The sequence below is a fragment of the Abyssibacter sp. genome, from assembly GCF_964229365.1.
Lineage (GTDB): Bacteria > Pseudomonadota > Gammaproteobacteria > Nevskiales > OUC007 > Abyssibacter.
The window spans coordinates 18,775-31,671 of sequence record NZ_CAXRDQ010000005.1; the positions used below are offsets into that span (position 1 = coordinate 18,775).

Here is a 12,897-nt window from a genome sequence, read left to right on the forward strand (position 1 = left end):
GAGCGATGATCAGGGGAATGAGCAACGTGATGAACGCGGCGGCACCGACCATCATCGCAGGGGCGCTGGGCCTGCTGGCGGTTTGCGGGACCACTTGGGCTGCAGGTGGTAGCAGCCGCTTCTCGGACGATCCCGGCGAGTATCTCGGGGATGAGGAACTGCCCAAGCTGACACCGCCGATCGTCGAACTGGGCGGCAAGTTCCTGGGGCCGGGCAATATTCCGCATGGCTTCCAACTACCCGGCGGCGCCGTCTGGCAACCGCAGTTCTGGGTCTACGGGACCTTCCGGTCCGCGTTGCAGAGCTTCGACAACGAGGCCGGCACCGGGCGCAGCGAACTGGTCAACCGACTAGATCTGTTTGGCAACCTGCAACTGTCCGGCAGTGAACGCATTCTGGTGGGCATCCGCCCGCTCAATGACGGGGCAAACTTCACCGGCTGGCAGTACGACCCGGACCGAACCGACGCATTCGAGGACCACACCAACGCCGACATCACCACCCTGTTCTTCGAGGGCGATTTCGGCGAGGTCTTTCCGGGGCTGGACCCCAGCGATCGGCTGGACCTCGACATCGGATTCTCCATTGGCCGTCAGCAGATCACCTTCCAGGACGGGTTCCTGATCGACGATCGCCTGGATGCCGTCGGGCTGACCCGTAACAACCTGCGGTTCCCCAGTCTCGGCTGGCTGAACAATCTGCGGGTGACCTTTCTGTACGCCTGGGATGAAATCGATCGCGATGACAATGCCGACGATGACGGCGCCCGGTTGTATGCCCTGTTCACCCAGTGGGACACGGTGTTCGGGAACCGGTTTTCCAGCACCTTCGATCTCGATATCGCAGTGGTCGACGGCACGGAAGGTCGCGGTGATCTGTTCGTCGGGGGCATTAGTGCGGTGCAGCGATTCGGCCTGATCAATTCGACCATCCGCATCCTGCACTCGGACGACTTCGGCAAGGACGGTCTCGACCTGCCCTCCTCAGATAACGGTCAGCTCTACTTCACAGAGTGGTCGCTCACACCGCACCACACCCACAACCTGCTGTACGCCAATGCGTTCTGGGGCGAGGACAACTTCTCGTCCGCCGCGCGTGACCCCCTGGCCGGTGGCCCGCTGGGGCGCACCGGAATCACCTTCGCTGCGCGCGGTATTGGCTCGTTTCCGGCGCCTTTGGGCAATCGCACCGACAACGCCTGGGGCGTGGCATTGGGTTACCAGATGTTCTGGAATGCCAATCGCACCCAGCTCATCGTCGAGACGGGGCGCCGTGGCAATCATGAGATCTCGGACAGCGACACCTCGGCCCTGTCGTTCCGGTTGCAGCAAGCGATCGGTCGTCGCGTGATCTTGCAGTTCGGCGGCTTCGCCTCAGCGGCCGATACCGGACAGGATCAGCAGGGCATCCGCGCCGAACTGGTGGTGAAACTCTGATGGACTGGCTGCTCGCACCCGTGACCGCACAACTGATCGGCGCCTTGCTCGTCATCGGCGCCATGCTGCATCTGGCCTCGGCCCTGCTCCAGGCCCGGCGCGATGCTGCCCGTGCCCGGACGGTCCACGATCAGCGGCTGCGGCTGCTGGACCAGCAGCTGGCCGGCGCCGCGGCCAAGCGCCAGCTTGCCGTTCGCGACGCCGAGGGTGGGTGGTCCGGCTCTCGCAAGTTCCGCGTCGCCCGCAAGGTACCGGAAAGCGACACGGTCACCTCCTTTTACCTGGTGCCTCACGATGGCAAGGCGTTACCAGCATTCAAGCCGGGGCAGTTCCTGACCTTCCAGCTCAAGCTACCGGACCGGGCGAAGCCGCTAGTCCGTTGCTATTCGCTATCCGACAGCCCCAGTGAACCCGACCACTACCGGATCTCGGTCAAGCGGCTCGATCCGCCGCCGAAGAACCCCGAGGCACCCCCGGGTCTGTCGTCCAACTTCCTGCACCTGCAGGTGCAGGAAGGCGAAATTCTGGATGTGAAAGCGCCTGCGGGCGATTTTTTCCTTGATCTGGAGGAACGTCGCCCGGTTGTGCTGATTGGCGGCGGCGTCGGCATCACTCCGGTGTTCAGCATGCTCAAGGCAGCCTGCGCAGCTGGTTACGATCAGGAAATCTGGTTTTTTAGCGGCGCGCGCTTCGGCGCCGAGCAGATCTACAAGGATGATCTGCGCGCGCTGGAAGCCGAACACGAAAACGTCCGCGTCTGTCTCTGCTACAGCAACCCGACGGACGACGAGCAGGTCGGCGAGCACTTCCATCACCAGGGGTATGTCGGCGTCGAGTTGTTCCAGAAACTGCTGCCGTCCAACAACTACGTGTTCTACATCTGCGGGCCGCCGCCGATGATGGCCGGCGTCACCGCTGACCTGGCCGAGTGGGGTGTCCCCAAAGCCGATATCCGCATGGAAGCTTTTGGTCCAGCGTCCATCAAGAAGACCGAAGCGGCCCCGCCGCCCGCCGCCGATGCACCGACCTTAGCGGTGGAGTTCGCCCATAGCGGGAAAACAGTGAACTGGTCTGGCGCAGATAGCCTGCTGGAATTGGCCGAAGCGCATGACATTGTCATCGATTCCGGTTGCCGCGCCGGCAACTGCGGCACCTGCGTGACCGCCGTCCGATCAGGCTCGGTCGACTATCCCTCCCCGCCATCCGCGGCGCCGGACGCCGGCTCCTGCCTGCCCTGTATTGCACGTCCGACATCGAATGTGGTGCTGGATGCCTAACCTGCGACAGAACACCCTGACCTCGCCCGTCCCCCGGAGACTCGACCGATGACTCGTCTATTGCTCGCCATCACCATCCTGGCTGCCAGCGCTTGGGCAGGCCCGTCTGCCGTGCACGCCCAGGAACTTCGCCTGGACCCGGACAAGGTCATGGGACCTACGGCCTGCGGCGATTGCCACGAAGCCTCGATCGCCGCCTGGCGCGATACACACCACTTTTCCACGTTCAAGGACATGCCGCGCACCGCCGAGGCCCGCGATATCGCCGACAAGCTGGACATCAAACGCATCAAGGCCGAGGGCGAGTGCGTCTCCTGCCATTTCACCTCGAAGATGGAGGACGGCGACGTCGACACCATCGGCGGCATCACCTGTGAGTCCTGTCACGGGGCGGGCAAGGACTGGATCGAGATTCATAGCGACTTTGGTGGCAAGGACGCAACGGCCGAGAACGAGTCCGAAGCGCATCGCACGCAGCGCTGGGCCAAATCCGAGGCTGCCGGCATGATCCGCCCTGGCGACCTCTACAAGCTCGCCGAGAATTGCTACCAGTGCCACACGGTCCCGAAGGAAAATCTCGTCAACACGGGCGGTCACCCGGCGGGGAGCAACTTCGAACTGGTGGCCTGGAGCCAGGGCGAGGTGCGGCATAACGTCTGGTACAACGATGGCGCTGGCAACGCCGAGGCTTCTCAGAACCGCAAGCGGGTGATGTTCCTGGTGGGCCAGGCACTGGATCTGGAATACGCCCTGCGCGGCGTTGCCAAGGCCACCCAGAAGGCGCAGTACGCCGTGCAGATGGCCAAGCGAGCCAAGCGCTCCGCGCTGCGCATCAAGGCCATCTCGGACGCTGGAGTGAGCATCCCCGAGGTCGGTGAACTGCTGAAGATCGCCGGTTCGGCCAAGGTCTCCCTGAACAACGAGGCCGCACTCACCGCCGCTGCCGACAAGGTCGCTGTCCAGGCGAAGGCCATCGCCAGCAACTACGACGGCAGCGAGCTCGCCGCTCTCGACGGTCTATTGCCGTCAGCGGATGCTTACAAGGGCACGGTCTACGCGCCGTAACCGTGGCCGAGTCGATTCTCACCAAGGATCTGCGGGCCAGCGGGCCCGCACCCGTGTCGTCCATCCCCCCGCCCCAGCGTTGGTCCCAGCCCTTCGGTGAGGGAATGGGCGAGCGGGATGTGCAGCGGGTGCTAACGATGGAGCCCTTTGTCAGCATGGATCCGGCGCGTTTCCGGGCGCCGATCACGCTGGAAGGCATTGTGCGCAACGACACGCGTCTGCGGCGGGTGGCCCGGGGCGAGATCATCGTGCGCGCCGGTGATTACGGAAATTCGGCATTTCTAATCGTGCAGGGGCGCGTACGCGTGATCCTGCCTCCCGGCCTCCCGGAGGAATCACTGGGGCGGGCACGCCCCAAACAGAAGAACTGGCTGCAAGCCGTCGCACAGCTATGGAAGAACCCGCCGCATCCGGAGGCACGTGATGCATCGCGGTATGTCTCCGAGCCGGAAACCAAGGCGCCCTCACCGGCGCGGCTCATCGTGCAGGATGCGCAGGGGCGTCCGCTCAACGAGCATCTGCTACCGGCCGGCGGAGACGATGAGGTTCGCATCGGACGCGGCGCCGACAACGACCTGATTCTGGACGATTCGACGGCATCCTCATCACATGCCCGGATCCACGCCACGGAACTGGGCTGGGAAATCGTCGATCTCGGCAGCTCCAACGGCACCTTTGTCGGCGGCGACCGCGTCGAACGCCATGTGCTGGGTGGCGGCGATGACATCAAGATCGGACGCAGTCGCATCCGGTTCGTCGGCGAGGGTGATCTGGACCAGACCTCGATGCTGAGCACCCGGATTCTCAACCCGGAGACCATCGACGAACAATGGAGCAACACCGTCGTCGAGAACCTGACGCATGTCGGTGCCGATACCAGCCACACCTTCGTGCAGGACATCCCGGCGGTACTCGACCACACGCAATCGGCGGTCCTGCAAACCGGCACCGTATTCGGCGAGATCGCCGCGCTGGGCCGCACGCAACGCACCGCCACCGTCTTCGCCGAAGATGATTCCATTTTGCTGGAGATCCGCTGGCAGGGGCTGCGCGATCTGCGCAAACGCGACAATGCATTTCGCAAACACGTCGAAGACCTTTATCGGGCCAACAGCCTGATCACCCATTTGCGGGCGACGCCGCTGTTCAGCCATCTCTCCGACGATGTCATTGACGAGATCGGCCAGCAGACATTGTTCGAGAGTTTCGGCGAGTTTGACTGGCACACCAGCTACCAGCGCCTCGCCGACCAGCCCGAAGCGCAGCGCCTGAAGATCGAGCCGGAAATCGTGCGGGCGGGCGACTATCCGGACGGACTGCTGCTGGTCCGCTCGGGTTTTGCACGCGTGACACGCCCGCTGCACAAGGGCCAGCAAACCGTTAACTATATCGGTCGAGGAGCGGTGTTCGGCCTTGATGAACTGCTCGCCGGCTGGAACGGCTCCGGCCAGTCGACCTATCGCCACTCGCTACGAGCGGTCGGGTACGCCGACGTGCTGCGCGTACCGACCAGCGTGATCGAAACCCACGTCCTGCCGAATCTCACAGACGCGCAACTCAAGCATATCCGCCGGATGCAGGCCGAAACGCTGAAGGATTCACTGGCAACCCATCAGCCTCGCGGCGAAGCGGCATCCGTTGAACCCCTAGAGGTGCGGACCACCGGCGACGACGACGCCCTGGTCGAGACGCTGGTCGACCGCCACCTGATCAACGGCCGGGCTGCGATGCTGATCAATCTCGATCGCTGCGTGCGCTGCGATGCCTGCACCGACGCCTGCGCCGTTGGCCACCAGAACAATCCGCGGTTCAATCGCCATGGACACCGGCACGACTCGCTGATGATCGCCAATGCCTGCATGCATTGCGCCGATCCGGTCTGCATGATTGGCTGCCCCACCGGCGCCATTCACCGCTCGTCCGAGCAAGGCCAGGTTGTCATCAACGACGACACCTGCATCGGCTGCGCCACCTGCGCCAATAGTTGTCCCTACGACAACATTCGGATGGTCGAGGTCCGAAACGAACGCGGGGATTTCGTCCAGAACAGTGCCACGGGCGCCCCGGTGATGAAGGCGACCAAATGCGATCTGTGCATCGACCAGCCTGGCGGGCCAGCCTGTCAGCGTGCCTGCCCGCATGATGCGCTGGAACGCGTGGACATGCGTGATCTGCCCAACCTGCTGGACTGGCTGCACCGATGATGCGGTTCGCCAAGCGGCGGCAGGCCAATCTGACGACCTGGGCGATTGTCGTGCTCATCGCTGGCGTGCTGTTCGCCGCAGTGTCGGCAGGCCTGACGCGAGCATCCTTCTGGACCGGCTGGCTGCTGATGGCCGCCGTGGTGCTCCTCAGTCTCTACTCACAGCGCAAACGCCTGTCGATGTTGCCGATCGGTCGCGCGGCCGTCTGGCTGCAACTCCATGCCTATACCGGTGCATTCGCCATCGTCGTCTTCGTGGCACACACCGGACTGTCGCTACCCGATGCACCACTGGAGTGGCTGCTGTGGCTGAGCTTTGTCGGAACCGCCGGCAGTGGCCTGGCTGGTCTGTACTGGTCGCGCACGCTGCCACCACGGCTGGCCAATGCTGACGAAGAGCTCATTTTCGAACGCATTCCGCTGTTCGCCGCGCGCCTGCGGCAACGCGCCGAGCAACTCGTCGTCGACGCGGCAGCACAAACTGATTCTCCGCTGCTTGGCGAACATTACCGGACGCATCTGGCCGAGCTGTTTATGGCGCCGCAGTGGCGTTGGCGCCATCTCGGGCCGACGCATTACGTGACCCGACAGCACGACCGACTGATTGCGTTGGAACGCTACCTGGCCGACGACGAAAAACCGTTCGCCCGGGAGCTCGCCGGCCTTTGCCGGCAGAAATCCGACCTGGACATGCATTTCACCGTGCAGGGCCTGCTCAAGGCATGGTTGTTCGTCCACGTTCCACTGACGGCAGCGATGCTGCTGCTCGCGGTGCTGCACCTGGTCGCCGCTCACGCATTCGGGGGCGCCTGAACGTGAGCGAACGACTGCAAGGGTTTGACTACCAGTCCAGCCCCTACCACCGACCGAACCAGAAGTGGGTTTGCGGCCGCCTGGGCAGCGGCGACTGCTGCACCATCGGCCCAGACCCCAAGGGGCACTGCGGCGCAGGCCCGCAATGCAAACCGGTACGGGATGGCGACCGCTGGCGCTGCACCCGTGGCCCGCTGCACGGCGGGCCCTGCAACAACGGGCCACAGGCAGACGGAATCTGCGCCTGTCTGACGCCGCCATGCCGCCCCAAGCGCAGCTGGAAATACCGCCGTAAGCTGGCGGTGCGCAGCACGCTGACGGCGACGCTGGGGTTGATCGTGCTGGCTTTGGCAGGGACCTGGGCCGGCAGCATGGTCGAGCCCGGCCATCTGGCCGCCGCCCATTCCACCATCGACGACTGCGAGTCCTGCCACGCCACGACCGGCCGCAGCGCATCGGCCTGGCTGGCCGCCGCCTTTGGTCAGCACCCGAATCTTCCGGTCGACACCCAGCATGCCTGCCTGACGTGCCACGATGTCGGCGAGGCGCCGCTGGCCCCGCATAGCCTCGCCACGCTGCCAACAGCCGGCCCCGCCCAGGGCAGCACGCTCGGGCCGTGGACCGTCGAGTTGAACCGCATGGTGTTTCCCGACCCGGAAACCCCCATCGCCTGCGGAACCTGCCACCAGGAACACGAAGGCGCCTCGGCGGATCTTCGCGCGGTACCTGACAGCCAGTGCCAGGTCTGCCATGACCAACGATTCGGCAGTTTTGTCAGCGGCCATCCTGAGTTCTCGGACTATCCGTACGACCGAAGAACGCGAATCATCTTCGATCACGCCAGCCATTTGGGAAAACACTTTGCGGATGAACCGGAGCAGGCACCGCAAAGCTGCTCGGGTTGCCATGTCACCGCGACCGACGGGCGCACCATGGAGGTCCGCGGCTTCGACGACAGCTGCGGCGCCTGCCATGCTGGCGACATCGCAGGCAATGCCTTGGCGGGCCCCAAGGGAGTCGCCGGCCTCGCGGTGCCGGGGCTGGACCTGACGCTGGTCGAAAACATTGGCCAATGGCCCGAGTTCGCCGATGGCGACCTGACCCCGATGACCGAACTGCTGTTGATGGGCGACCCGGAGTACGCCTCGGTCCGGGATACCCTGGCCGATGTGGATTTGCTGGATCTGGATTCTGCGACGCCCGAGCAGCGCGGCGCGGCCACGACGCTGGCCTGGCAGTTCAAGGCCCTGGTCGACGCCATCCAGTCCAAAGGCAGCCAAGCAGTGGTGCAGCGGCTCGAAGCAGCCCTGGGACACCCGCTCACAACCGATGAACAGCGACGCCTCACCGGCCTGCTGCCAGCCTCGCTGGTGGATACCGCGCAGGCGCAGTGGTTCCCGTCCTTGACTGACGAACTGAACAATCATCGTGCAGGCAACGCGCCGGCCACCGAGGCCGTCAGGCCGATGGCCGACGAGCCGGAAGCTGATGACGACAACGACGCTGCTGTCGCCGACGACGAGTTCGATGCGCTGTTCTCGGAAGACAGCGACGAAGGCTTCGGCGACCTCTTCGCCGACGATACGGGCGACGAATCCGGAGACCTGTTTGGTGGTGACCTGTTCGGCGGCGGCGACGTGGGTGATCCCTTCGCCGATCCGCAAGAGGACGCCAGCCCAGAACCCGAAGTCGCGACGATCAATCACGAAGAGCGCATGGCCCTGGGCGGCTGGTATCTGGACGAGTTCACGCTGCGCTACCGCCCTGCCGGCCATGCCGACCCGGTCGTCCGCACCTGGACGGAGCTCGCCACCCGGCAGCCCGCTGCCGAAGACTGGCTGGCCCCCGACAATCCCGGCGCCTGCACCCAGTGCCACAGCCTGGAATCCGATGCGTCTGGCGTAACCAGCGTGCAATGGTTGGCCAAGCGCATTCCGGCAACGGAACATCACTTCACCGAGTTCGACCACAGCACGCACTTCAGCCTGCTGGGCGATGCCGGTTGCGGAACCTGCCACCAGATCGACAACGAAGCGCCGTATGCGGACAGCTTCGATGGCCGCGACCCATCGCAGTTCACCAGCAACTTCGCCGCCCTCGAAAAAACCGTGTGTCTGGACTGCCACCAGCCTGATCAGGCCGGTACCGATTGCGCGTCATGCCACCGCTATCACGTGGGCGATTTCAAGGCGACGATGCCGAACACCCAGCTCTCACGCAGCCAGGCCACCCGGTAGGCGCTAGACCCGCCCGAGATCACACCGTCGCCGCCCGCCACCAGCACCGCAGCGGCCGCGGTGGGTCGCATCGCCCATCATTTCACCAGTCTGCGCACATATTCCGGTGAGGCAGCGTCACTGCGGACCGGTACACTACAGTTCTATGACAGCCACCGGGCAACGTGCCCGTGTCGTAATTCGAGCCGATCTCAATCGGCCGTTCTGGGAGGAGACAAATGATGCAGATCAACTGGCAGGCCGCCGTGCGTGCGGCTTTATTGGGGATGGTTCTTGCGCTGCTAGGCTGCGGCCCCGGTTCACCGCCGGCGGATGGCGGCGCCGACGGGAGCGCGCCTCCGATTCTTATCCTGTCGAACCGAGCCGACATGATCAGCGGCGGCGACGTGCTGGTAGAGATCGGCGTCGATGCGGATACGCCTTTGGATGCACTCAGCATCCGTCTGAACGGCGACGACGCCAGCGTGGCCTTTGCTCGGCGTGCCAACGGTCGTGTGATGGGACTCGTCGACACCTTGCGGCTGGGCGACAACACACTTGAGGTCGGGCTTGGCAACGCGCAAAGCCGAGCGGTCATCCGTAATTATCCAAACGAGGGCCCGATCTTCTCCAGGCCTGAGATTAAGCGGACACGATGCCAGGACGGGGCCACCGACCTCGCCTGCAACCAGCCGGCCGAGTACAGGTTTCTTTACCGACCCACGGCGCTAGTCGACATTCTGGAGCCGGTGCCGGGGATCTCGCTGGGCACCGACCTGCTGCCCTACGACCCGGCGAACCCGCCCGACGATGTGGCGATGACGACGACGCAGTCCGGCGAAACGGTGCCCTTCATCGTGCGCCAGGAACTGGGTTATCAGGATCGTGACCAGTACAAGATTCTGACCCTGTTCAATCCCGATGAACCCTGGGAACCCTGGGCTCCGCAGCCGCAATGGAATGGCAAGATGTTGATCACCCACGGTGGCAACTGCGGCGCCAGGTACACGCCCGGCAGTGCACCGCTGGATGACTATTCAGGCACCTTCGGCGACATTCCGCTGATCGAACCCAGTTACATCTATGCCCTGGGCGAAGGCTACGCGGTGCTCTCGACGGCGCTGGCCAACACGGGCCACAACTGCGATGTCGCGCTGGCCGCCGAATCCATCATGATGGCCAAGGAGCGCTTCGTGGAGCAGTACGGCCCGTTGCGCTACGCCATCGGCACCGGTTGCTCGGGGGGTTCCATCGCCCAGCTGACCATCGCCAACGCCTATCCCGGCCTGTACCAAGGCCTGCTGACGATGTGTGCATATCCGGATTCACTGTCCGCCGGACTGCAGTTCTCCGACCTGCACCTGATGCGCAAGTACTTCGAAGACCCCAGCCGCTGGGCACCCGGGGTGATCTGGAATCCAGCCCTGTGGGGACCGGTCGAAGGCCACCTGACACACATCAATGCGGTGGTTGCCGACGAGGGCCTGTTCAAGGGCGCCACGCAGACCACCGGCAGTTGTTTCGGGGACAACACGTATGATCCGCAGACCAATCCCACCGGCCAACGCTGCGGGATTATTGAGTGGATCCCGCACATCCTGGGGCAACGCTCGCCGGACGTCTGGTCCCCCGTCGAGCAGCAGGTCGGTTACGGGTTCACCGGCATTCCGCTAGGCAACACCGGCGTCCAGTACGGCCTCAACGCCCTGCGTGCGGGCCTGATCACACCCGCGATGTTCGTGGACCTGAACGTCAAGATCGGGGGGCTCGATGTCGATATCCAGCCCCAGGCTGCACGCACCCAGGCCGATCACCCCGCCGTTGGCAATGCCTACCGCAGCGGCATGATCAACATGACCAACAACCTGGACACCGTGCCGATCCTGACCTTTGTGGGGCCAGATCCAGGCATCGCGCATGACGCACTCCACGCCTGGTGGATTCGCTGGCGCATCGAACGTGAACACGGCAGCGCCCGCAATCACGTGATGTGGGGCGGCCCGATCCCCTTGCTCGGCGATCTGGAATATGTCTACAAGGGCCTGGATGCGATGGACAACTGGCTGTCCCGCGTCGAAGCAGACGATGACGATCTTCCGCTGGCCGACAAGATTTCCCGCAACCGGCCTGGCGATGTGCAGGATCAATGTTCCTTGATTGGTGGGGAGCCGATTCTGGGCGAGGTCTGCATCGACCTGCTCCGGCCGCTCTATGCCTACGGCACGCCTCGCACGGTGGCCGGTGACACAGAAACCGCAGACAACTTCGATTGCCAGCTCAAGCCCATGGATCGCAATGACGACTATGGCCTGATCCCGTTCACCGACGCGCAGTGGGAGCAGCTTCAGGCCGTCTTCCCCGATGGGGTTTGCGATTACCGTGCGCCCGGCAAGGCCAAACAGAGCACCGTGGCCTGGCTGCGCTATTTCGATGAATCCGGCCGGATGATCGTCGGTGGCGAACCCTTGCCCGAGGCGCCGGCACGCTCGGACCTCGGAACGCGGTCAGCATCCTTCGTCTATCCCTTGAACGATCGCTAAATCACCACGCCAGTCCGCAATCCTGTGACGGACTGGCGGCAATCAGGATGGCTGAGTGTCACCATACGGCACTCAGCCAGATTGACCGGTCAGGATTCGCCGCAACCCCCAAGCGGCGAATCGCCCTGGGAGGAATCTCGTCGTGCAAATAAGATCGAACTCCCCGCTTCGTAACCCGCCACCGGACTACTGCCCGGCTGCAGCGGTGCGGTGGTTCACCGTCAAGAACGGTTACGACAAGGGAAAAACTCTTTTCTACTACGACCATGTGACCGGCCCTGGCGACCCGGTCGAGACCGTCCTCCTGGTCCATGGCAACCCCGAATGTTCATATACCTACCGACACATTCGGGATCGTCTGCAGTCATCCGACCACACACTGCGAATCATCGCCCTGGATCACATCGGGTTCGGCCTGTCCGATCAGGCCGACTACGAAATGGTCGACATGCACCACGCCGCCAATCTGATCCAGCTGGTGCGGCACTTGGATCTCACCGATCTCAGCCTCGTCGTCCATGACTGGGGCGGCCCGATCGGAATCGGCGCGCTGCTCGAAGAGCATTGGCGCGTCGCGAAACTAACGATCTTGAACACCACGGTGTTCCCCATGCCGGCCGCCGGCATGACCTATTCCAACTACCCGGTCTCTTGGTTCCCCTGGGCGAGCACGCCGAAACTCATACCCGATGCGCTATGGGGTGGCGTGGCCGCCTATGTCGTCTCCCACGCAGAACCGCAGAGCACGCCGGCCTTCCTCGCGAATACAGGCCGGTATCTCATGAAACACGCGTTGCATCAGATTCCGCCCGGCACCGCCGAGCATGTCTGGTCTGAACCGCTGCGCAGCCGGCAGAACGCCAAAAGCTCGAAGCGCAACGTTCTGCAAACGCCGGTCTGGGGGCACGGATACCGGTACCACGACCCCAGGCACGGCGAGCAGGACAATCATGATTTCTACGAGAGCATCCAGACGAATCTGTCGAAACACTGGGGACCAGCGGGTCGCAACATCCCTGTCGGCGGTTTTTTCGGTCAATGGGACCCATGCGGCAAGAACGAAGTCATCGCCCAATGGCATCAGGCTCTTCCGCTGATGAAATCAGCCACTCACGTCTTTTCGGAGTGCGGGCACTTCATCGAAGAAGCCAAAGGGCCGGAGATTGCAGACGCCATTCTCCGCATGGTGGGAGATCCTTAGGGAAACAACAGACCCATCAGGACCGAGGCACCTCACGCGACACTTGGTCGCGCATTTGCTGTGGCGACATTCCGTTCTGCTTCCGAAACGCCCGGGTAAACGCGCTGTGCTCCGAGTATCCGAGCAACATCGCCACATCGGTGATC

9 protein-coding genes are annotated in these 12,897 nt (G+C 63.7%); 8 read left to right on the plus strand and 1 reads right to left on the minus strand.

Annotated elements, in window-relative coordinates:
- The first annotated feature begins 17 nt into the window (after window positions 1-17).
- From ACE1EY_RS00620 to ACE1EY_RS00655, 8 genes are all read left to right on the plus strand, one after another.
- A complete protein-coding gene (locus ACE1EY_RS00620) occupies window positions 18-1,436 on the plus strand; it encodes a hypothetical protein (protein ID WP_291514327.1) in 1,419 nt (472 codons plus the stop codon).
- On the plus strand, window positions 1,436-2,713 hold the full coding sequence (locus ACE1EY_RS00625; protein ID WP_291514328.1) for a 2Fe-2S iron-sulfur cluster-binding protein: 1,278 nt from the start codon (window positions 1,436-1,438) through the stop codon (window positions 2,711-2,713). Before ACE1EY_RS00620 ends, ACE1EY_RS00625 begins: the two co-directional genes overlap by 1 nt.
- Before the next feature lie 48 nt (window positions 2,714-2,761).
- Window positions 2,762-3,778: a multiheme c-type cytochrome gene (locus ACE1EY_RS00630; RefSeq protein WP_291514329.1), complete on the plus strand. Its 1,017-nt coding sequence runs from the start codon at window positions 2,762-2,764 to the stop codon at window positions 3,776-3,778.
- Window positions 3,779-3,780: 2 nt separating this feature from the next.
- Window positions 3,781-5,982: a cyclic nucleotide-binding domain-containing protein gene (locus ACE1EY_RS00635; RefSeq protein ID WP_291514330.1), complete on the plus strand. Its 2,202-nt coding sequence runs from the start codon at window positions 3,781-3,783 to the stop codon at window positions 5,980-5,982.
- Window positions 5,979-6,794, plus strand: coding sequence for a hypothetical protein (locus tag ACE1EY_RS00640; RefSeq protein WP_291514331.1), 816 nt, complete (start codon window positions 5,979-5,981; stop codon window positions 6,792-6,794). The genes ACE1EY_RS00635 and ACE1EY_RS00640 overlap by 4 nt, the downstream gene beginning before the upstream one ends.
- Window positions 6,795-6,796: 2 nt before the next feature.
- Window positions 6,797-9,031: a hypothetical protein gene (locus tag ACE1EY_RS00645; RefSeq protein WP_291514332.1), complete on the plus strand. Its 2,235-nt coding sequence runs from the start codon at window positions 6,797-6,799 to the stop codon at window positions 9,029-9,031.
- Window positions 9,032-9,249: 218 nt separating this feature from the next.
- The gene (locus ACE1EY_RS00650; RefSeq protein WP_370299197.1) at window positions 9,250-11,550 is read left to right on the plus strand and encodes a DUF6351 family protein; all 2,301 of its coding nucleotides are present in this window, start codon (window positions 9,250-9,252) and stop codon (window positions 11,548-11,550) included.
- Window positions 11,551-11,692: 142 nt separating this feature from the next.
- Window positions 11,693-12,751: an alpha/beta fold hydrolase gene (locus tag ACE1EY_RS00655; protein WP_370299198.1), complete on the plus strand. Its 1,059-nt coding sequence runs from the start codon at window positions 11,693-11,695 to the stop codon at window positions 12,749-12,751.
- Window positions 12,752-12,767: 16 nt separating this feature from the next.
- Here the strand turns inward: ACE1EY_RS00655 and ACE1EY_RS00660 are convergent, their stop codons facing one another.
- Window positions 12,768-12,896, minus strand: a complete 129-nt coding sequence (locus ACE1EY_RS00660) for a helix-turn-helix domain-containing protein (protein WP_370299218.1) — start codon at window positions 12,894-12,896, stop codon at window positions 12,768-12,770.
- Between the last annotated feature and the right edge of the window lies 1 nt (window position 12,897).

What these genes read in the sequence shown, in the direction of transcription:
- ACE1EY_RS00620 (WP_291514327.1), top strand. Translation starts at nt 18, where the DNA reads ATGAGCAACGTGATGAACGCGGCGGCACCGACCATCATCGCAGGGGCG.
- ACE1EY_RS00625 (WP_291514328.1), top strand. Translation starts at nt 1,436, where the DNA reads ATGGACTGGCTGCTCGCACCCGTGACCGCACAACTGATCGGCGCCTTG.
- ACE1EY_RS00640 (WP_291514331.1), top strand. Translation starts at nt 5,979, where the DNA reads ATGATGCGGTTCGCCAAGCGGCGGCAGGCCAATCTGACGACCTGGGCG.
- ACE1EY_RS00650 (WP_370299197.1), top strand. Translation starts at nt 9,250, where the DNA reads ATGATGCAGATCAACTGGCAGGCCGCCGTGCGTGCGGCTTTATTGGGG.
- ACE1EY_RS00630 (WP_291514329.1), top strand. Translation starts at nt 2,762, where the DNA reads ATGACTCGTCTATTGCTCGCCATCACCATCCTGGCTGCCAGCGCTTGG.